The following is a 22,679-nucleotide window of genomic DNA, read 5'->3' as shown; positions in this document are numbered from 1 at the left end:
AATGCAATATTCCGGACAACGTCCTCTTCGATCGACTGGCAACTTGATGCGTCTGCTCTCTGGGTTGGAATGGCCAACCGTTGTTGTCGCAGCGTTGTTGCTGGCGTGTGAACTTCCCGTCGCTGCCGGGGAACCTTCGGTCGCAACGCGGGATCAGTTCGAACAACACGTTCGACCGATGCTGCTGTCCAGTTGCATCAAATGTCATGACGACAACAAACAGGAGGGTGGCCTGAACCTGACCACCCTGGAAGGTCTGTTGCGCGGAGGCGACACAGGGCCTGCAATCGTTCCCGGGAATCCTGATGAAAGCTTGCTGCTTGAGGCACTGCGTTACGAATCGTTCGAAATGCCTCCTAGCGGTCCGCTCGAAGATTCCATGGTGGAGGGCATTGCCGCCTGGGTGGCCGCTGGCGCTGACTGGCCGAACGGTTTGCAACTGAAAAAAATATCGAAGATCGACGAGCACGATCGTGACTGGTGGTGCTTTCAACCCGTGGGTGATCCGTCCGTTCCCGAAGTGGACGACAAGGGTTGGTGTCGCAACGAAATTGACCACTTTGTCTTTCAACGTTTAGCTGAAGACAACGTCCACCCTGCTTCAGAAGCCGAACGCACAAAGCTTGCCCGACGTGTTCACTTTTCGCTCACTGGATTGCCTCCTGACGATGAAACGGCATGGTTGCTAGAGAGTGAGGAGGGTTGGTACGAAACACTAGTCGAGCAGTTGTTGGACGGTTCTGCCTATGGCGAGAATCAGGCGAGGTACTGGTTGGACCTCGTTCGCTACGCCGATTCGGATGGTTACAACGCGGATCACTCTCGCCCAGAGGCCCACCATTACCGCGATTACGTGGTGCGTTCGTTCAACGAAGACAAACCGTATGATCGGTTTGTGATGGAGCAACTTGCCGGGGATGAAGTTGATCCAGGGAACAAGGATGCCCTGATCGGCACGATGTTCCTGCGACACTGGATTTACGAATACAACCAACGCGATGTCGAGGGGCAGTGGGCACAAATCCTCAACGACGTCACCGAAACGACCGCGGATGTGTTCCTTGCACAAGGTCTCAAGTGCGCTCGCTGCCACGATCACAAGTTTGATCCTTTGTTGCAGCGAGACTACTACGCTCTTCGATCGTTTTTTACACCACTGCTTCCTCGGGAAGATCAGCCAATTGGTGATGTTGAAACTCGCGCCAAGCACTTTGAACAACAAAAGGTTTGGGAAGAAGCGACCGCGGACATTCGCCAACGTCTGTACGAAATCGAAAGACTCGTGCTCCTCAAAAAAGCGGGAGGGCAGGGGTTCAAGATGTTCACCAAAGAACTGCAATCTCTCGCAGCCAGTCGACGTCACGAAATCACTCCTTACGAGTACCAGATTGTGTCGTTGATGATGCGGCAATTGGTGTTGAAGCCAGAGGAGCTTCCCAAGTCGTTGGAGGAGGAACAGGAAGCCGAGCGTCAAGCGTTACTGAACCAGTTGGCGGAATTCGATCACCTGAAACCAGAGCCGCTGCCAACGATGAAGTTCGTCGCCAGCGATGTCGGACCAGTGGCACCACCGACATTCATTCCTGATTTGAACGATGACACTCCCATTGAGCCAGCGTTCCCGCTCGTTCTGGAAGACGAACAACCCGAGATTCAACCTCCTCATGAAGCACTGCAATCAACCGGCCGACGAACTGCCTTGGCGAATTGGATTGCTTGCGAAGACAATCCTGTGACAGCCCGGGTGATGGTCAATCGCGTTTGGCAACAACACTTCGGGCGCGGGTTGGTGGAAAACGCCAGCGACTTTGGGCATCTCGGAACGCCTCCCTCGCACCCGGAACTGCTGGATTGGTTGGCCCGTCGCTTCATGGAGGACGGTTGGAGCTTGAAAAAGCTGCATCGACTGATTCTGACGTCAGCGACCTACCGTCAATCTTCCGAGCGGCCGATGGACGATCAACTGGCGACGCTTGACCCGCAGAACATCCTTCTTTGGCGGCAAAATCCTCGGCGACTGTTCGGGGAGGAAATTCATGATTGTCTGATGACGGCGAGTGGTGAAATGGGGCCAGGGAAACGAGCGATCTACAAGAATGTCAAACGCAACGCGTTGGACCCACTGTTGGCCGTGTTTGATTTTCCGGATCGCGTCGAGAGTCGCGGCAAACGGCATCGAACGACCACGTCGCCCCAATCCTTGCTGATGATGAACAACCCGTGGATGCACGATCGTTCCAAGAACTTGCTGAAGAACGCTGGTTCGATGAGCCTTGATTCGCTGGTGGAGGAAGCCTACCAGCGTCTCTACTTCCGAAAACCGAGTCCGGAAGAACTGGAATTGGCCTCCGCGTTCGTGGAGTCTTACGAAGCAAGTGTGAAGATCCCTGAACCACCGAGTTTGCTTGCATCGATGCCGAGCGGTGAATCCGCGATTCAGCTCAATCCGAAGAAACCAGTGTCCATTCAAGTGCCGCCGATTGAGGAGTTGATCGATCCGGACACCACGGGTGACTTGACCCTCGAAGCCACGGTGATGTTGAACTCGCTGTACCCCGACGCTTCCGTTCGAACGATCATCACAGGCTGGTCAGGCAACAACTCCCAACGCGGTTGGTCGCTCGGAGTGACCTCGACCAAGAGTGGGTATCAACCTCGCAATTTGATTCTGCAGTTGGTCGGTTCACGCACCGACAAGGACAGCAAACCAGAATACGAAGTCATCGCATCCAATCTCCGACTGGAACTGAATCGACCGTACTCCATCGCAGTGTCAATTGATCTGGACGATCCTTCCAAGGAAGGCATCACGTTTTATCTGAAGGACCTGTCGAAACCAGATGCCGAACCAGAAGTTGCTCATGTTGCTCACAAAGCTCGCTGGAAGGTGCAAGCCAATCGCGCGATTGAAATTGGTGGTCGTTCGACCCATCACCGGTGGGACGGGTTGATTCAAAAGGTTCGTTTGCATCAGGGAGCACTCAGCCAGGACGACTTGTTCGGCGAACCGCGGAGTTCGTCGCAGTTGCTGTTTGATATTGGGTTCACGGACGTCGAAAATCTGGGGCAAGATCAATCAGGGCAACAGCATCATGCCTTGGTGACCGATCGAGAAATGACCTCGACTTCTCCTGCGATGCAAGCACGCATTGCACTGATGCACGCACTCCTTTGCTCCAACGAGGTGATTTATGTCGATTGATCAAGCGAGCCGTGAACTTGTTTCTCGTCGAGAAATGCTGTTGCAGGGAGGAGGGGGTTTTGGGGCTTTGGCTTTGGCTGGTTTGTTGCAAAACGACGAGGCAAAGGCTGCCACCCCGACTGCGGAATCACCGCTGGCTTCCAAGTTGACTCATCATCCCGGAAAAGCGAAGAGCGTGATCTTCCTGTTCATGGATGGTGGTCCAAGCCATCTGGACACCTTTGATCCCAAACCCGATCTCGACAAGTTGGCCGGGAAGCCGATCCCAGAAAGCTTTGGCCGTGTGATCACCGCGATGGGTGAATTTGACTCTCCCATCATGCCGACGCAGCGAAAGTGGAAACAGCATGGGGAAGGTGGGCTGTGGATCTCCGATTGGCTGCCTCATACCGCGAAGATGGCCGACGAATTGGCTGTGATTCGCTCGTGTTGGACCAATGGGATCAACCACTCCGGCGGCATCTGTCAGATGAACACGGGGACTCAGTTCGCCGGTCGACCATCGCTGGGCAGCTGGGTGACGTATGGTCTTGGCACGGAAAACGAAAACCTGCCGGCCTTTGTCGTGATGCAGGAAGGCAAAGGTCGTGTGATCAATGGCGCTCGAAACTGGGGAGCCGGATTCATGCCGGCTGTCTATCAAGGAACCACGATGCAGCGAGAAGGGCCTGCCTTCTCAAATCTGGTTCCACCACAGCATGTCATGCCGGCTCAGCAGCGAAAGGAACTCGATTTCCTTTCGCAACTGAATCGACGGCATGCCGAATCGCGGCAGGACAACACGGATCTCGACGCCCGCATCCGCAGTTTTGAACTCGCATTCAAAATGCAGGCGCATGCTCCCGAGGCCGTGGATCTGTCTCAAGAGACGGCCGAGACCCAAAAAATGTACGGCATGGATGATAAGAAAACAGAAGCGTATGGACGCAATCTGTTGATGGCACGTCGTTTAGTTGAACGAGGCGTTCGATTTGTGCAGTGCTACCACGGCGCGGGTAGTAAATGGGATGCCCACTCGGACATGGAAGGGAACCACACCAGGATGTGTGGAGGCATGGATTTGCCGGTCGCAGGATTGCTGCGAGATCTCAAGCAACGAGGATTGCTGGAACAGACGTTGGTCGTTTGGGGAGGCGAGTTCGGTCGAACTCCGATGAGCGAAAAAGGTGACGGTCGTGACCACAACCCAACTGGATTCACCATGTGGATGGCCGGTGGTGGAGTCAACGGTGGGCGAGCCTACGGAACGACGGACGCCTTGGGGCTGCATGCGGTCGAAGATCGCCTGCATGTTCACGACATTCATTCCACCATCCTGCATCTGATGGGCGTGGACCATAAGAAGCTGGTTTACATGCACAAGGGCCGCCCCGAACGGATCGATCAAAACGAAGGCCGGGCGTACACGGAGATCGCATCCACATGAAATTCGCCACGCCAGTATTTTTTGTCCTGTTGGTTTTGATCGTGGCGAGCCCATCGCACGCCCAGACGGACCTTGGAACGAGTGCGTTCACACGCTGGGATTTCGGGAGCGAGGCGACAGCTCGGCTGACGCTGCACGGAAACATCATGCGTGATCAGGCCGGCCCTCGCCCTCCTGAATTCCCTGAGATGGCAGCCAACAACACCGCCGTCAAACTCGATGCCGGAGCGTATCTGTCGGTTTCGGATCCCGGGCCCAAAAGCGATTTCGACTTCCAGAACGGGGACGCAATCACACTGGAAGCCTGGGTCAACCCAAGCAACATTCGCGACGGTCAGCCACAATACATCATGGGAAAAGGCCGCACAGGTTCGCCAAAATTTGCTCGCGACAACCAGAACTGGGCGTTTCGAATCATGGGCAAGGAGGGCGAGGCGCGTGTCAATTTTCTGTTTGCGACCAAGCTGACCGGCACGGGCCAGCACTGGCATCGCTGGACATCCAAGGCAGGTTTTCCGGTTTCCACGGGATGGCACCATATCGCCGTCACCTATGAATTTGGAAAACCAGAAACGATCCGCGGTTGGGTCAATGGGCAGCCGACCGATGGCGCCTGGGACATGGGCGGAGCGACCAAAGAAACGCCTGTGGTGGATGATGACGAAGTGCGCATCGGCGAACGCTTCTCGGGAATGTTGGACGCGGTCGCGATCCACCGCACCGTTCTGGACGACAAGATATTGGCCGCCCGTTTCAACCGCGTGGGAAAAGAACGCGTTGTGAGACTGGCCCCTGAAGTGATGCCCGACGTCGGAGAGATCCCTGAAGGTCAGGTTTTGTTTCAGATCAGTGAAAACATGCCCGCGGGGAATCGTTGGTTGTATGAAAGCGAATCGTGGCCAAGCGAGACGACTCGCTGGTGGGGCGATTCGTTTTTGCTATCTCGAATTCCGGTTCGATACGATGACTGGGGGATTCGCTCGAGTTGGAACGCACCCATGTTGCTTCGCATCGCAGGCGACGTCGAACTTCCCACCGGTAAACACCGCTTCCTGATGCGCGATCGTTCGCTTGGTCGATTGTGGATTGACGGCCAAGTGGTCGCTCGCACCAAAACCGTTCGCAGTCGCAGTGGGAATTTGGAACCAATCGTGCCGGTCCCGGATCCGTTGGTCTCCAATGCTCGACTGCTGCCGTTCCCGCAACAGGAAGCGTTCACGGAATTTGAAATCAAGTCGGATTCTTCGGACGACACAAAACGTGTGCGGGTCGTCCTGGAACTGCTGGTTGGTGGCAACGGTGATCGAACGGAATCGGGCGAGGTTTGCGTGGCGATGCAGCCATCCAGTGAAGGACCGCTGTACGTGTTGAAGCCAGATGCTTCCTCCCCTCTGGAGTTCACCGATGCTGTGGTGGAACCGAAACTCCGTCAGTTCGAAGCCACGCTGGTCGCTTTTGAAAATGTCACCCGGCGCGAAGCTGCCCAATCACAAGAAGCGTTTTGGGAAGAACGACACCAAGTCGCTAAGAAGGCTGTCCAAGAAAAACTGTCTCAACGAGAGAGTGCCGAAGGGCATCCCGTCGATCAATTCGTCGCTGACAAAATCGCTCGTGCACTCGACCAAGCAGCACAGAACGATGAGGCGACGACCGAGCACTTTCATCGCGATGTTCTGCCAATCCTTTCTGAGCAGTGTTTCCGTTGTCATGGCGAAAAGGCACAGGGCGGTTTGCGTTTGAATTCTCGCGAGCATGCACTCTCGATGGGCGATTCGGAAATGGCCGCGGTTGTTCCGGGCGACCCAGACGCCAGTGAGATGATGGTGCGGATCCACTCCGGCGACATGCCGCCAACCGAAACAGGTTTGTCTGACGAGGAGATTGCGACGTTGGAGAAATGGATCGAAGGCGGAGCTATTTGGCCCCATCCTCCGATCCCTTCCGAAGCAATCGCTGACGCTCCCGTGAGTGACGACGCTGCGTTCTTGCGACGTGTTTATCTCGACACGGTCGGAACCGTTCCGACCGAAGCGGAGGCTCGCGAATTTTTGGATTGCGATGATCCTGGGAAGCGAGCGGATTTGATCGATCAACTCTTGCACGACCAGCGTTACGCTGACAACTGGGTGAGTTTGTGGCTGGATTTGCTGGCCGAGAATCCCACGCTTTTGAACCAGTCACTCAACTCAACCGGACCGTTTCGTTGGTTCTTGTATGAGTCACTGCGAGATGGCAAACCGCTGGATCAAATGGTGACCGAGTTGATCTTGATGCGAGGGAGTCCGGGTGACGGAGGCAGCGCAGGCTTTGGGTTGGCGGGCGAGAACGATTCGCCGATGGCTGCGAAAGGTCACATTGTCGCGTCCGCTTTTCTCGGCATCGAACTGCAATGTGCTCGCTGTCATGACTCACCGTATCACAGCACCTTGCAGGAAGACTTGTATTCGTTGGCCGCGATGCTGAGTCGCAAACAGCTCACACCGCCGAAAACGAGCCGTGTGCCTGATGCATTCTTTGAAGGCATTGGCCGTGAGTCATTGATTCAGGTGACCTTAAAACCAGGTCAACAGGTTCAACCGAAATGGCCCTTCGCCTCGTTCACCGGGGTGGAAGATGGTCCGCATATCGACGCTCTCGTTCGCAACCCGAAAGACTCACGCGAACGTTTGGCGGCGTTGGTGACTTCTCCGCAGAATCACCGTTTTCCTCAGGTGGTCGTCAACCATCTTTGGAATCGCGTGATGGGGGCTGGGATCGTTCAACCGGTCAATGATTGGGAAGGCAAAACGCCCAGCCATCCGGAACTGCTGGCTTGGTTGGCAAATGAATTGGTTGCCAACAACTATGATGTGCGGCATGTCTTGAAGTTGATCATGACGTCCGAGACCTATCAGCGGGAAGCCATTGGTCAGAACCAACTGGTCTCGGCGGAACAACGATTCTTCAACGCTCCTGACCCAAGACGATTGACGGCGGAACAGGTCGTTGACTCATTGTTCACAGCAACCGGCAGTGAAATGGATACCGGAGAGTTGACATTCACTCATGATGGAGCGGAACCCATGTCGCGGCGATTGTCGCTTGGCTTCCCCGATCGAGCCTGGATGTTTGCTGGCTTGAATAACGAACGTGACCGACCCAGTCTCGCGTTGCCACGTGCTCAGCCCATCGCCGATGTTCTGGAGGCGTTTGGGTGGACCGGGACAAGACAACAACCGATTGTCGATCGTGAATCCGAACCCAACCTGCTGCAACCTGGCATTCTGGCCAACGGCACGTTGTCGATGACTCTGACACGAGCGGCTCATCAGAGTGAGCTGGCGTGCTTGGCAATGGATGCGAAATCGCCCGAAACATTATTGGATTCGTTGTTCCTTCGATTCTTCGCTCGCTATCCAGACGCACAAGAGAAGTTGGATCTCTTGCCGGTGTTGGCGTCTGGATTCAAGGAACGCGAAATGCCAGCTGACCAAGTGCAGCCACCGCCGGTGGATCGCCCGTTGCCAGTCTCCACCTGGACGAATCACTTGGTTCCCGAAGCGAACGAAATCCAAAACGAATGGCAACGCCGAATCATTCGTGGCCCCGCCCCGGCGCCACAACTCCGGCCAGAGTGGCGGGAGGTCTATGAAGATGTCGTTTGGAGTCTGGTCAACGATCGTCAGTTTGTCTGGATCCCCTGACGACAGAACGCAACCCGCAGCGGCCTGTTGATTGAGTGACCCGGCGCGTGAGCGAGGAATTCGATGGGGTCCCTCGCTCACGCGTCGGGTTATGATTTTCATGTCAACACTCAATCGACAGAACGTAACGTGTCGGGTCACTCAAGTAGAAAACCACTCCCCACCAATCCTTCCCCAGGATGAACCATGAGCAATTCCACGCGACGCCAGTTTCTTGCCAGCAGTGCCGCGGCGGCCGGTGCCGTCAGCCTGGCTCCGATCGCAACCGCGAATGGGGTGGGAGAACGATTGCAAGGGAAAGCCGAGCATGTCATCTCGATCTGGCTCGGGGGCGGAATGGGGCAGATTGATACGTTTGATCCCAAGGCCAAGGGAGATCCAAAAGCGAAGAAAGCCGGAGGTTACTACGATGTGATCGACACGGCTGTTGAAGGGGTTCAGGTTTGTGAGCATCTTTCAGAAACGGCCAAGGTGATGGACCGCGTCACAGCGGTTCGGACCGTGAATCACGATGTCATCGATGAACACGCCGCCGCAACAAATCGGATGCACACCGGTCGCGCGATCAGCGGCACAGTCACCTATCCTTCGCTGGGATCTTTGGTTGCGCATGAGCGGGGCCCCGTCAACGAAGACGCACCTCCCTACGTGCTGATCGGCTATCCCAACGTGACTCGTGGTCCTGGTTTTCTGGGCTCGAAACATGGTTACCTGTACCTCACCGAAACCGGACGTGCCCCCGCTGGCTTGTCGCGTCCCGATGGCATTTCCAATGACCGTCAAACACGCCGCGAGCAGTTCCTTGCCACGCTGAAAAACAGTCGAGGGCAGAGCAAAATCTCGAAGTTCTTGGACTATGAGTCGGCGATTGAACAGAGCATGAAGTTGAGTGGTCCAGACTTCACACGCGTCTTTCAGTTGGATGGCGAGCCGGATGACCTGCGGAACCGCTACGGGGGTGAGTTCGGTCAACGCTGTTTGTTGAGTCGTCGGCTGGTTGAGAGTGGTGTGCGGTTCATCGAAGTCAGTCACAACCTGAATTTTTTGAATGGAGCGGGTTGGGATGTCCACAACAGTGGAATCGTCAATCAACACAAGCTGATCCAGGAGCTGGACACCGCTGTTTCGACTCTGATCATGGACCTCGAAGCAAAGAAGCTGCTCGATAAAACGTTGATTGTGATCACGTCTGAATTCGGTCGTCCACCGGAGTTTGACAGTGGTGGAGGTCGCGGTCACCAAGGTTCCGCATTCAGTTGTGTGCTGGCGGGCGGTGGATTGGCACACTGTGGTGCTTATGGTGAAACGGACGAACTTTCGAAGAAGATCGTCTCCAACCCAGTCGGGGTTCCTGACTTCTTCGCCACGATTTGTGCTGCACTTGGAATCGATTACAGCAAGAATCTTTACGCCGGTGATCGGCCGGTTCCGTTGACCGATCAGGGCCAACCCATCCGCGAATTGTTCGCGTCCTGATAGGGCACCGCAAACGTTGTGACGATCTGCCACGACGAACCCGGATGAACCGAGATGTTGGATGAGCCGGTGGCACGCGATCTGGAACCCTGTCTCGCAGGTGACTCCAGATTCAGCCGAGACAAAACAGCAGGCCCCCCCAAAGAGCAACTTCGATGCAATTCGATCCCACAGGCGTCATTCCCGCTTGTTTGATGCCGTTCGATTCCGATCTGGAAATGGACGAACCTGCCTATCGCCGTCACCTCCGTGATCTCGCCGGCGTCGAGGGCATCACCGCCATCACGGTCAATGGACACGCTGCCGAGGTGCACGCTCTGAGCTTCGAAGAGCAGCAACGCGGCATTGAGATTGCCCATGATGAACTGGCTGGAAAGCTGCCGTTGGTCGCCGGCATTCACACCGGCAACACCCGTGAAGCGGCTGCACTGGCCACGATGGCCTCCGCCGCCGGAGCGGCAGCACTGCTGGTGTTTCCCTCCGAGGTGCTGACCATGGGCGGCCAGCAGAAACCGGAGTGTGCCCGAGCCCACCTGAATGCGATCGCCGAGTCGACCGAGCTTCCCTTGATCCTGTTTCAGTATCCAATCTCGGGAGGGCTTGGCTATCCGCTGGACGACCTGCTCAAGCTCTGCGCCGAGTTCCCTTCGATCCGAGCGATCAAGGATTGGTGCAACGATCCTGTCCTGCACGAGCGTCATATTCGCGAATTGCACGCCTTGGACTGCCCAGTGAAGGTGCTTTCGACGCACAGCATGTGGTTGCTCAGTTCCTTGGTGCTGGGTTGTGACGGATTGCTGTCCGGCGCCGGCAGTGTCATTGCCAATCTGCAAGTCGCCCTGTTCCAAGCTGTGCAGAGGAACGACCTGCAAGCAGCCCGATCCATCAACGATCGGATTTATCCAACGGTCCGTGCCTTTTACTCCGATCCACTGCTCGACATGCACAACCGCATGAAGGAGGCGCTCGTGTTGCTGGGCCGACTCGATGCCGCCCATGTGCGACCGCCGCTGATGAAACTGCAGCCATCCGAAACGGAGCGGATCGGCTCGCTCCTGTCCGAGGCCGGGATCACCCCTTCCACGATCTACCAAAACGAAATGTAGCAGACTGTTGATTGAATAAGTTTCAAAGATTGAACGATCAGCCGTCGGACGCTAGCCCACGGTTACCAGAGACGAACTGGACGCTATCGCGTTCCGGCTGACTAAACCGGTACGCAGATGTCATCGGGTATGTGAGCCGCCTGGCGTTAGCCACGGTTCCCGCACTCAACCGGGGTGAACGCCAAACGGCTCACAGGATTCGACCCAATCATTCTTGCGTACCTGCTCAAATCAACAGGCTGCAAGTCGTTGTCCAGCAAAACAGACCAGCCGGGAACTGGGTTCTGAAACAGACCCAGCCGGGAACACTGGGTTCTGACAGAAGAGCAGCCTTCCCTTTCCCCAAACGAAAGCCGAAAGATTGTTGTTGCCAGAAACAAACCGAATGGCGATTTGGTGGATGCTGCTCTTGATCTGGGTCGCAAGCGGCCTCTCAATTGGAAGGGTTGAGGCCGAGGAAGCTGACGATCAGTTTGAACTGCAAATCGCTCCGCTGCTGGCACGGCGGTGCCTGTCTTGTCACGCGGGCGAGACGGCCAAAGGAGGGTTTTCGGTGCAAGAGTCCGCGGCCTTTTTTGCCGACGGATTTGTCGAACCAGGTGATTCCGCAGCGAGTCATTTGCTGGATTTGATCTCGCCGGAAGGGGGCAAGGCGGAGATGCCCAAGGATGCGGATCCATTGACCGCAGCGGAGATCGACGCGATTGCGAAATGGATCGACCAGGGTGCGACTTGGCCGGATGGTTTCATGGTGGAAGAAGCCTTGGTCGACAACTTCGATTGGTGGTCGTTTCAGCCGAACTCACGGCCTTCGATTCCCCAGTTGGACGATCCTTGGGCAAGATTTCCGATCGACCAATTTGTACTCCGGACTCTGAAGAACAAGGGGCTCACGTATTCTCCGCCCGCCGACCGCCGGACGCTGATTCGTCGTCTCACTTACGATCTGATCGGATTGCCTCCCACGCCAGTGGAGGTCGAACATTACGTGAGCGACCCCGATTCCGACGAGAAGGCTTACGAGAAACTGGTGGACCGGTTGCTGGAATCGGAACACTACGGGGAGCGATGGGCGCGGCATTGGTTGGACGTCGCCAAATACGCCGATTCCAATGGTTATGACAAAGACAAACTGCGTCCCAATGCATGGCCTTATCGCGACTATGTGATTCGATCTTTCAATGAAGACAAACCGTACGCGAGATTTGTTCAGGAGCAGATCGCGGGAGATGTGCTGTTTCCTGGAACCGCTGATGGCACGCTGGGATTGGGTTTCATTGCCGCGGGTCCGTGGGACTTCATCGGTCATGTGGAGGTGCCGGAATCCAAGCTGGATGGCAAAGTGGCCCGCAACCTTGATCGTGACGACATGGTCTCGGGGGCATTCAATACGTTTTGCAGCATGACGGTCCAGTGCGCGCGGTGCCACAACCACAAATTTGATCCGATCACGCAGCAGCAATACTACGGCATGCAAGCGGTCTTCGCCGCCGTCGATCGCGCCGATCGAACGTTTGATGCTGATCCGAATGTCGCTCAACGACGCCAGCAGTTGCGAGATCAGGTGTCGAAGGCCAAGGCTCAGCAAAAGAGTGTGGAAGACGAGCTTGCAGCGGCAGGGGGCACCGAGTTGGCTGAGCTGACGACACAGATCAACACGCTGAACAAAAACTTGAAGCCGATCAAGGTGGTGGAACATGGTTACCACAGTGAGATCGCTGCCACGGAGGATTCAGAAAAATGGGTTGAGGTGAAACTGAAGTCGGAAGTGTTGGCATCGCGAATCGTGCTGCATGCCTGCGACGACGACTTCAACAAGATCGGCGCAGGGTTCGGATTCCCCAAGCGGTTCAAGATTGAGTTGTTCGATGACGCTGGCAACCGGAGCATCCTTCATGAAGTTCGCGAGGATGACTTTCCCAATCCGGGATTGATGCCGGTCGAGTTTGCGCTCGAGAACCAGCCTGTTCGTCGGGTTCGTGTCACCGCGACTCGGCTCAACGAACGCAAATCCGATTTCCACTTCGCACTCGCGGAACTGCGAGTCGTGTCCGGTGGCCGGAACGTCGCGATCGGCGCAACGGTCGATTCACTTGATTCGATCGAAGCCCCCATTCGTTGGCGTCGTCAGAATTTGACGGACGACAAATGGCCGCGTATCGGAGACCCGGAGGCAACCCGCCGGATCGCTGAAGCAACCCGGAAGCGGGATGCTATCCTTGCCGCGGTGACCACTCCCGAACTTGTCGCGCGACGCAGCGATGCGAAGCGGAAGACCGCGGAGGCTGAGTCTCTGTTGTCCTCCCTGCCACCGCAGCAAACGGTGTATGCGGCCGCGACCGATTTTTCGAGCCAGGGAAATTTCAAGCCAACCGGAGGCAAGCCAAGAGAGGTGTTTGTGCTTCATCGCGGGGAGGTTTCGCTTCCCGGTGACCCTGCGGTGCCCGGCGTGATTCCGTTGTCCAGCGATTCTCAGTGGCAATTCGATGCGAGCCTCAATGAAGCCGAGCGTCGAGCGAAGTTGGCCACCTGGTTGACTGATCGAGAACATCCCTTGGTTTGGCGTTCGATCGTGAATCGCATTTGGCAGTACCACTTTGGTCAGGGAATCGTCGCCACACCCAATGACTTTGGTCGCATGGGTGCTGAACCGACCCATCCCGAATTGCTCGATTGGTTGGCGGTCGAGTTTCGTGACGGGGGTCAATCGATGAAGACCCTGCACCGGATGATCGTGACCAGCAACACGTATCAACAGACGTCGGCAGACAACCCCGCGAATTCCGCGATCGACGGCAGCAACCAATTTTTGTGGCGGGCCAACCGACGCCGGCTTTCGGCCGAAGAGCTGCGTGATTCCATCCTTTCGGTGAGTGGGACGCTGGACACAACGATGGGTGGACCAGGTTTCTATCTGTTTGCTTTGTCGAAGACCGAGCATTCACCACACTTTGAATATCACAAGTTTGACCCGAGCGACGAACGATCCCATCGCCGCAGCATCTATCGGTTCATCGCTCGGTCGCAACCCAATCCCTTTCTGACGACACTCGATTGTGCCGACTCATCGCAGAGTACCCCGCGTCGCAATGAAACGCTGACCTCGTTGCAGGCGCTTTCATTGATGAACAACAAGTTCAATTTGGTGATGGCCGAAGCGTTTGCAAAACGACTGGAATTGGAGAGCGACAATCTTCCCGGTCAAGTGGAGCGGGCGATGCGATTGCTTTGCCAACGAGTTTCGACACCGGCCGAACGCGATGAATTGGTGGCCTACGCCGATGACCATGGTTTGCAGAATCTGTGCCGGATCTTATTCAACCTGACTGAATTCGTGTTTGTGGATTGAACGTACCCATGCAAAGTCGACGAGAATTCCTCCGTCAGGCAGGCACCAACTTTGGTGCGTTGGCAATGGCGGCCATGCTACAAAGCGAAGCTCAATCGGCCAGCGGACGCGCTGTCGAAGTGCTGCATCATCCGCCCAGAGCAAAGCGCGTGGTGCAGTTGTTCATGGCCGGTGGAGCCAGCCAAATCGACCTGTGGGATCACAAACCGTTGCTGGAAAAGCTTCACGGCCAGCAATCGGACTTCGGTGAACCGGTCGAAGCGTTCCAAAATGGCTTGGGGCCGTGGATGAAATCGCCTTTCAAGTTTGCGCCGTATGGAAGTTCAGGCAAGCAACTGAGTGAGGTGGTGGCACCCTTGGGCGATTGTGTGGACGACATGGCCTTTGTCCACAACATGGTGGGCAAAACAGGCGTTCATTCGCAGGCCACTTACCTGCAAGCAACGGGTTTCCAACGTCCCGGATTCCCCGGCATGGGAGCATGGGTCAGCTATGGGCTGGGTTCGATCAACGAGAACCTGCCGACTTTTGTTGTGTTGCCCGATCACCGTGGCTTTGCCAGCAACGGACCCAAGAACTGGGGTTCCGCGTTCCTGCCCGCCAGTGCGCAGGGGACAACTATCTTTCCGCAACGAGCCAATCCTATTGAGGACCTGACGGCCCGCGCCGATTTTGTGACCGCTGCAGGGGACCGTGATGGCCTGGCGGTGCTCGAACGAATGAACCGTCGCCATCTGGAGCAACATCCTGGCGACTCACGGTTGGAGGCTCGGATTCGATCTTACGAATTGGCGGCGGCAATGCAGTTGAGTGCACCCGAAGCGTTGGACATCTCGGGCGAAAGTGCGGAGACGATGAAGATGTACGGATTGGATCGGATGGGGGCCACGTATCCCGACAAGATCAATCCCGCCGAGGAGGCAGAGTATTTTGGACGCAAGTGTTTGATCGCCCGTCGATTGCTCGAACGCGGGGTTCGTTTCGTACAGATTTGGTCTGGAAACGACAATGGTTTCCCACGACGCAACTGGGATTCGCACGAGGATATCGAGCGCGATCACCGACCACTGGCAAGTGGAATGGCAGTCGGAACCGCAGCGTTGCTGAAAGACCTGAAACGAACCGGGATGCTGGAAGACACGATTGTGCTTTGGACCACGGAGTTTGGCCGAATGCCCAGCACCCAAGGGAGCAAGGGACGGGACCACAACCCGTACGTATTCACCAATTGGATGTGCGGGGGTGGCATTCGCGGCGGCGTCACCCACGGCGAATCAGACGAGTGGGGATACAAGCCGTTGGACCGTTTGAACCCCACGCAAGTCTACGACATTCATGCCACGATCCTGCACCAATTGGGGATCGACCACAAACAGCTGACGTTCCGCCACGATGGAATTGATCGCCGTCTCACTGATGTCCATGGACATGTCATCAACGAGTTGGTGTGAGGTCGCTGATCAGCGAACGATGACCAGGACTTCGGTGATGAAGTCGTTGCCGGTGCTGGCAGCTTCCGGGGAGCCCAAAGCAAAATCAATTCGTTTGGTGAACGATTCAGCTTGGACAGGCATGAAGTCACGATTGCTGAGGGCCACGCCAAGTCGTTGCAACGAACGTCTGTCGTCTGTGTTCAGGTCATAAGCGACCGCGTTCGAAGGCACCACGTCTTCTTCTTGTTGCCACGCGATCCCGGAGACGGCATTGCCCATCGCCATCGACATGCCAACTGACTCAATCGAGTCTTCATCCGCAAGCAATTCAAGGAACAGACGGTCCAACTGTTTCGCGGGACCTCGCAGCAACAGAATTTGATACCGGGTGTCGTCCTCCAACGCGACCGATTCACGGGTCGCTTCGATCAAACGCTCGTTGACCAGTTGTTTGCTCGACGCGGCCAAACCGGCCGTCGTCATGGCTTGGCGAACCGGGTCATTGTCCAGTGCGAATGGGTTGCGAGCTCCGGGATCACGGGCTTCTGGTTTCAGCTGGACGTCATAGATCAACACCGCGCCGGACAGCGATTGAATCTCGTTGCTGTTTCCAACTGCGACGGTTGCCGACAGATCCATGGGGGCCGCGTTGAGTTGCTCGGTCGCTGACGCGATGGAACTCAGTTCGGGTTGAGATGGTCCACCGGGTTGATTGGAACCATCCATCCCAGCAGCGGTTTGATCGATCGAGGGAACCGCTGCGGGGGAGGACCCTTCGCGATTGACGCTTGGTAGATCGCTTGATGCGATCGTTTCGATGTTGGGTGCACCCTGGGAATCCAATCCCGACATCGGATCGGGGTCCGAGTTGGCCGGATCCGCTTGAGCGATCGCGGTGGATGGGTCGATCAGCGGGTTGTTCGGACTCGGATCATTCCCGCGGTTCTGCAAGGTCACGACAAACAGTCCTGCCGCGGCCAGTCCAGCGATGGCTGCCACCCAGGTTCTGCGGCCGTGGCGACTCGATGGACGAGCCACCGTTTCGACCGGGGCTGAGACCGGCAGTTTTCGCAGGGGATGATCGGACGACAAATGATCGTCGATTGCACGCTGCTGGGCTGCGGCGACAACGCGAGATGCGAAATCGGCAGGCAAGCGCGAGGTGGTGCTTGTATTTTGGTGCAGCGATCGCAACATTTGACGATCGAATTCCGCATCGGCCAGTTGCTGGACCAAGTCAGCGTCCGTGCGCAACTGCTCGGTGAGCCATTGCGATTGATCCTCGCTCAAACGACCATCCAAATGGTCGCTGATCAGTTGATCGATCTGTTCAGGTGTGAAAGACATCATGCTGTTCTTTTGCAGCGAAAGCGAGGTTTGAAACGTTTTCGAACCAACGCGACGCGTCCATGCGTAGGGTTACAGTGTCGACAAGCCTTCCGCCAGTGCGGTGATTCGGGCTGTCAAGGTGTCAGATGACGGATGAACTCAGAAAGTTCCCAAATTAACCGCAAATCAATCCGTCTGGGGTATCCGCCATCGACCGTGAGACCATTTTAGGGGCCAATCGAAAGGCTTATCAGCGGATGACGGCGGCTGGATCTCCCCTGTGCCAAATCGTTTCGGACGAGGAATTAGCGGCTCCGCTGCAAACCGTTGACGCTGCCGGGTGGCTGGGCGGCAATATTTCTGGGCAAAAAGTTTTGTGCCTCGCGGCAGGCGGGGGCCGGCAGAGTTGTCTCTACGCCGCTGCGGGCGCTCGTGTGACGGTCGTGGATCTGTCGCCAGCGATGTTGGAACAGGACCGAGTTGCCGCTCGCCAGCGGGGGCACCAGGTCGAACTGATCGAGGGTTCCATGGACGATTTGTCAATGTTGCCGGCGGGGCATTTCGACATCGTGATTCACCCGGTCAGCACGTGTTATGTGCCTTCGATCACGGCGGTGTACGCACAGGTTGCCAGGGTGATTCGTGGCGGAGGCGTTTACATCAGTCAGCATAAATCGCCGTTCAGCCTGCAAACATCGACCCAGCCACGAACAGCGGTCGATGGTTCCCCCCGATACACGGTGGAACATCCGTACTACCGCAATGGATCCTCGACCCAGGCCGTCCCCAACGCCCCTGTTCCGCCGCCCCCGATCAATCCGGTTGCCGCTCGGCTGAGGGAACCTGGTGCGGTGGAATTCCTGCATCGTTGGGAAGAACTGATTGGCGGGATGTGTCGATCCGGATTCGTGATTGAGGATCTGTCCGAACCAATGCATGCCAAACGGGATGCTGAACCAAGCAGCTTTGCTGAGCGAGCTCGCTTTGTTCCGCCCTATGTCCGAATCAAGGCTCGACGGCGAAGCGAGCAGGTGGCGGAGTCCTCCGCCGTTCCCACGCTGTGGATTCCAGAAAACTGATCTAGCCGAGCCGCCGCGGCAATTGATAGTTCCAAAGCTCCCGTGCTCTGTCGCCCATTTTTCTTCGTCATCTTATTTTGCTGTGCAGAATTGGCTGGCGAATGACAGCATGTGGCAAATTCGTTGACTTTGGAAACCATTGAGTTGCACGCTTTGGCCAACCGCATCCAGCCGTTCTGTTCGCATGCGAAAATGCTGACAATGATCACACTGTTGTTCATTGTCTGCACGGGTTGTGTGCGTCGCCGAATGACCGTGCGGACCAGCCCACCGGGAGCAACGGTTTCAGTTGACAACCAATTGATTGGAACGTCTCCAGCGGCCACCAGTTTTGAATACTATGGCACGCGGGAGGTTCGTATCGAACGCGAGGGTTTCCGAACGGAAACCGTTCTGCGGAAGATCAAACCGCCGTGGTATCAATTGCCAGGTCTGGACTTTGTGAGCGAAACCCTTTGGCCTGGTGAAATTCGTGATGAGCGGATCATCGACATCGAATTGGTGCCTCAAGTGATCGAACCCTCTGAGGATGTTCTGAACCGTGCCGAAGCCCTCCGCAATCAATCGCGAAGCGGAGTCATGCCACAGGGCTGAGTCGACCGGTTTTCAGTGGTTAGCCCTCATTGGACCACTGTGCATCTTGATCTTGATGGCCTCCGTTTGGTCGGGCCGCGATCGCTTGGCATTTCGTGACGTCAGTCATTTCTACACGCCGCTGTATCAATACGTGGGTGAGCGATGTGCCGAACGCCCGCTGTCGTACTTCTGGACGGCGATGTGGAACCCGCTCGACCAAACGGGAATGCCGTTGGCCGGAGAAACAACGACGGCGGTCTACTATCCGATTCGACACCTGGTGTATTCGCTTCCGCTGCCGGGAAACGAGTCTCGTGTTGCCCAGGGGGCGGTCAATGAGTTGCCCGAAGATGCGTCGCTCGCGTTGGCCGTGTATGTGACGCTGCACTTGGTCTTGGCATCGCTGGCGGCTTTCTGGGCCGCCCGCCGTCTGGGCTGTGAACCAGCGTCTTCCGTTGTTGCCTCGCTGATTTATCCGTTGTCAGGCAGCGTCTTGTTTCTCGCGACCAATCCGCCGTTTTTGGTCGGTGCGGCGTGGTTGCCGCTGGCGCTCGTGCCGTTGTTGGACCCGAGTCGTCGCGCTTGGAAATTGCCAACGGTGGCGCTGGCGATGATGGTGTTGGGGGGCGACCCACAAACGGCACTGCACGTGGGCATGCTCGTTGGTTTGTGGTTGTTGCTGCAGTTGGCATGGGCTGCTTGGAAACAAGAGGCTTGGCACGAATGGCTGGGAGGTCTGATCCGATTGCTGGGTGTCGCCGCCGGATCCGCCGTGTTGGCAGCTCCTCAGATGGCTGCTTCTCTGAGTTGGGCACGCCACAGTGGACGGGTCTGGTCACCGCAGGAGGCTTCGCAGTCGTTGGCCTTTTCAGTCGCACCATGGCGGTGGTTGGAGTTGGCGATGCCATCGGTGTTTGGTTCGCCCTGGCCAGTGAACCATCGTTGGGATCGGCCGTTGTTCCTGGGCGGAGAAGTCAGTCCGATCGACGCCTTGTGGACGCCCAGTTTGTATGTCGGTTTGTCCACGTTGATTCTGGTGGTGATCGGTTTGCGGCGAAGCGACCGAAAGCAATTTCGCGGGTGGGGTGTGTGGGGCTTTGTGTTGCTCACATCGAGTTTGGCCGCGATGGGTTGGTACGGGCCTTGGCATGCACCGTATCAATGGTTGATCGATTGGATGCCCGGATACGAGGCGTTTCGTTACCCGGCGAAATGGTTGCCGTTGGGAGCCCTTGCTTTGGCCATCCTGGCCGCGAAAGGAAGCCAGGTCCTTTTCCAGCAGGGGACCGAGTTCGAATCTCGCATGCAACGAATGTTCCAGCGCCGCGCCGCATCGATCGCGGCCGTGGGAATGATCGGAGGTTTGTTGAGCAGCCTGTGCGTTTGGTACGCGATGGATTCGATGGAAGCCGCGCCGGCAGATCATGTTTGGGGACCGTTTCAAGTCGACGAAGCATGGTTGAGTTGGTTGAGGTCCCTTGTTCATGTGTTGGCGGTGGCAACGATAGCGAATTTGGTTTTGGTCGCCGTGCTCTTTCGATCACGGACCCAGGTCATGAGATGGGGATGGGTGACCTTGGTCGCTTGTGATTTGTTGATTGCCCATTGGAACTTGGTTCCCACGATCAACCGCAACGCGGAACGCGTCGCTTGGCAGGAACTCAGCCACACCGCATCGGAGGCCGAGGACACAACACGCTGGATCCGTACGGCGGGCGGTGGCGAATACCCAGCGGAATGGACGACCACGCCGGATCGGCAGCGTTTACTCGCAATGGAAGTTCACGACCGTCGACGGTGGTACGGTCGCTGGCACTTGGTGCAGGACGAAGCCGTTTTCAACAGCATCGTTTCGATCCGTCCTTGGGCGATCGATCAGTTTTGGACCGCGACTCGCCAACATCCCACGCCGATGGATTGGCAACGGACGGCGGCTTGGTTGGGAGTGGGCGGTTCTCGATCACCAAATGGCCAGAGGCATGTTTGGTCGACACAAATGATACGAATGCATCGTCGCGACCAAGTGATGCTGGATCGACAATCTCCATGGTCGAAACGGGTTGAGATGGCATCCCAACGCGGGGACCAAGCCGATGCGATTGTTGTTCGCGCCGCAGCCTTGTCAGCGCCTCGAACCGGTGAGACCTTTGTGTCGCGGCGTGTTTACCAAGACGGTGGATGGCGGGCCGAACTGCATTCTCAGAACTCGTCGCTCAATCCGTTCCCGGTCTCGGTGTTTTCCGCCGATGGCATCGGACAAGGCGTTTGGTGTCCGCCCGGTGAGTGGACGATTCGTTGGATCTATCAACCACCGTGGCACAGGGGTTCGGTGATCGTTTGGGTTCTGGGTTGGCTGGTGATGGGAATGGTTTGGGTTGGGTCGATCAGTCGTGGACGCGACTGGTCACCGTTCTGAGCAGGCCACTACTGATCAGGCCAGGCCGGTACGCAGGTGTCTTCGGGTATGTGAGCCGTTTGGCGTTAGCCTGGGCTGTTCAATCTTTGGTGTTGACACAGCGTCTTCGTGGACAGTTTCTTGCCTGTTACCTCTCCCCCGACGAAGTTGGGGGAGAGGTCGGAGCGAGCGTTCAGCGAGATCCGGGTGAGGGGGCACGCGATGTGTGAAACGAGGCCAAAAAGGCGGTTTGCTGTGAATCGCCCCCTCACCCGAAGAGGGCCTCCATCGGCCTGTTCGACCTCTCCCCCAGCAAAGCTGAGGGAGAGGTGACTTGTCGATGTGAGACAGAAACTTGCGCACACCAGAAACGCTGCAACCCCAAAGATTGAACAGCCCAGCGTTAGCCCCGGTTGTCCGTCAGAACAGTGGCGTTTGCCAAAACAGATCCAATACCGAGTGACTCGTGCCGACCCGCTTATGAATCGTTATGCACTGCTTTTTGCCGCAGCGGTTTTGAGCCTGCCCGGTTGCGATTCTCAAGTGTCAAACCGCTTGGAATGGGACTTTGATGGGATTGTCCATGGCTTTGCCAGTGTCCCAAACAGCGAGGTGGATGTTCGCCGGTTAGTTGACAACGCCTTGGTATCGAGACGGTCGGTGATGTTCATTGATGTCGACTGGGCGATCACAGAAATCTATCACCGGCGATATGCAGAGTTTTTGGTTGCGTACCACACCCAGCATCCCAACGACTCGCTGATGTTTCATTTCGTTGACTGCAGTTCCGTGTCGCAGGATTATGGTCCGTTGCGAGAGATTCCGGGTTGGCAACAGTTGATGGTCGATGCTGGCACTGCGATGATTCATGGGAATGGAGAAATCGCGTGGATCGAGAACGGTCGAGTGTTGCATGTCCAGTCGATTCGAGCATTCAACACGGCTTCAGAACTGGTGGAATTTACCGAGACGCTGATGCCTACCAGCCGAGGTCATTGAATTGCGAAAGTCACATACCGAACTCCGCAAAGAGACCGAAAAGATGCGAGACGAGTTCGAAGCGTTCCGAAAACAGGAAGCGGCTGACTCGGAGGGCCTCAACGACGCACCCTCGAAAAAGGACGACGCGAACAAGGAATGAAGGTTTCCATCGGCTCACGCCGACGGCTAAAACCTGTCGCCACTTCGTGGCTATCTCAGTCCCAACGGGACGGCACATTGTCGCCACGGGCGCGAGCCCGTGGATTTGAAATCGCGAGCAGCACCAAAGACCTGAAAGGGTGACAGTGCGACCTGCCGTCCCTTCGGGACTTCCCGGAAACGTTGCTCACGGTTTCCATCGGCTCACGCCGACGGCTAAAACCTGTCGCCACTTCGTGGCTATCTCAGTCCCAACGGGACGGCACATTGTCGCCACGGGCGCGAGCCCGTGGATTCGAAATCGCGAGCAGCACCAAAGCCCTGAAGGGGTGACAGGAGTCGTGTGCGACCTGCCGTCCCTTCGGGACTTCCCGGAAACGTTGCTCACGGTTTCCACCGGCTCACGCCGACGGCGACAATCTGTCGCCACTTCATGGCTACCACAGTCCCAACGGGACGGCAGGTTGTCGCCACGGGCGCGAGCC

The 22,679-nt window shown here is 56.6% G+C and carries 13 protein-coding genes; 12 read left to right on the top strand and 1 reads right to left on the bottom strand.

Going from position 1 to position 22,679, the window contains the following annotated elements; translation table 11 throughout:
- Nucleotide 1: 1 nt before the first annotated feature.
- From RISK_RS22000 to RISK_RS21970, 7 genes are all read left to right on the top strand, one after another.
- Complete coding sequence (locus tag RISK_RS22000; protein ID WP_053061273.1) at nucleotides 2-3,202, top strand: DUF1553 domain-containing protein; 3,201 nt, start codon at nucleotides 2-4, stop codon at nucleotides 3,200-3,202.
- Nucleotides 3,192-4,628, top strand: coding sequence for a DUF1501 domain-containing protein (locus tag RISK_RS21995; protein WP_047816452.1), 1,437 nt, complete (start codon nucleotides 3,192-3,194; stop codon nucleotides 4,626-4,628). Before RISK_RS22000 ends, RISK_RS21995 begins: the two co-directional genes overlap by 11 nt.
- Before the next feature lie 146 nt (nucleotides 4,629-4,774).
- On the top strand, nucleotides 4,775-8,311 hold the full coding sequence (locus RISK_RS21990; protein ID WP_236696568.1) for a DUF1553 domain-containing protein: 3,537 nt from the start codon (nucleotides 4,775-4,777) through the stop codon (nucleotides 8,309-8,311).
- A gap of 186 nt (nucleotides 8,312-8,497) precedes the next feature.
- The gene (locus RISK_RS21985; RefSeq protein WP_047816450.1) at nucleotides 8,498-9,787 is read left to right on the top strand and encodes a DUF1501 domain-containing protein; all 1,290 of its coding nucleotides are present in this window, start codon (nucleotides 8,498-8,500) and stop codon (nucleotides 9,785-9,787) included.
- 155 nt (nucleotides 9,788-9,942) lie between these two features.
- Nucleotides 9,943-10,893 carry a dihydrodipicolinate synthase family protein gene (locus RISK_RS21980; RefSeq protein ID WP_047816449.1) on the top strand — a complete coding sequence of 317 codons (951 nt, stop codon included), beginning with the start codon at nucleotides 9,943-9,945 and terminating at the stop codon, nucleotides 10,891-10,893.
- A 385-nt stretch (nucleotides 10,894-11,278) separates the two neighbouring features.
- Nucleotides 11,279-14,242, top strand: a complete 2,964-nt coding sequence (locus tag RISK_RS21975) for a DUF1553 domain-containing protein (RefSeq protein ID WP_083435139.1) — start codon at nucleotides 11,279-11,281, stop codon at nucleotides 14,240-14,242.
- Between the two features lie 8 nt (nucleotides 14,243-14,250).
- Entirely contained in the window at nucleotides 14,251-15,693 is a 1,443-nt protein-coding gene (locus tag RISK_RS21970; protein ID WP_047816448.1) for a DUF1501 domain-containing protein, read from the top strand.
- Between the two features lie 9 nt (nucleotides 15,694-15,702).
- Here the strand turns inward: RISK_RS21970 and RISK_RS21965 are convergent, their stop codons facing one another.
- Nucleotides 15,703-17,025, bottom strand: coding sequence for an anti-sigma factor family protein (locus RISK_RS21965; protein ID WP_236696567.1), 1,323 nt, complete (start codon nucleotides 17,023-17,025; stop codon nucleotides 15,703-15,705).
- Nucleotides 17,026-17,261: 236 nt separating this feature from the next.
- Here RISK_RS21965 and RISK_RS21960 point away from each other — a divergent pair, with 236 nt between their 5' ends.
- From RISK_RS21960 to RISK_RS32335, 5 genes are all read left to right on the top strand, one after another.
- Entirely contained in the window at nucleotides 17,262-18,083 is an 822-nt protein-coding gene (locus tag RISK_RS21960) for a class I SAM-dependent methyltransferase (protein ID WP_047816447.1), read from the top strand.
- 123 nt (nucleotides 18,084-18,206) lie between these two features.
- Nucleotides 18,207-18,677: a PEGA domain-containing protein gene (locus RISK_RS21955; protein ID WP_047816699.1), complete on the top strand. Its 471-nt coding sequence runs from the start codon at nucleotides 18,207-18,209 to the stop codon at nucleotides 18,675-18,677.
- A gap of 55 nt (nucleotides 18,678-18,732) precedes the next feature.
- Nucleotides 18,733-21,075, top strand: a complete 2,343-nt coding sequence (locus RISK_RS21950; RefSeq protein WP_236696566.1) for a YfhO family protein — start codon at nucleotides 18,733-18,735, stop codon at nucleotides 21,073-21,075.
- A 438-nt stretch (nucleotides 21,076-21,513) separates the two neighbouring features.
- Nucleotides 21,514-22,053, top strand: a complete 540-nt coding sequence (locus RISK_RS28425; protein ID WP_236696565.1) for a hypothetical protein — start codon at nucleotides 21,514-21,516, stop codon at nucleotides 22,051-22,053.
- A gap of 1 nt (nucleotide 22,054) precedes the next feature.
- Nucleotides 22,055-22,195 carry a hypothetical protein gene (locus RISK_RS32335; protein ID WP_160311486.1) on the top strand — a complete coding sequence of 47 codons (141 nt, stop codon included), beginning with the start codon at nucleotides 22,055-22,057 and terminating at the stop codon, nucleotides 22,193-22,195.
- Nucleotides 22,196-22,679: the final 484 nt, after the last annotated feature.

This window comes from Rhodopirellula islandica (assembly GCF_001027925.1).
Taxonomy (GTDB): Bacteria; Planctomycetota; Planctomycetia; order Pirellulales; family Pirellulaceae; genus Rhodopirellula; species Rhodopirellula islandica.
Note: the sequence above shows the minus strand (reverse complement) of the source record. Positions and strands in the feature narration are given on the sequence as shown.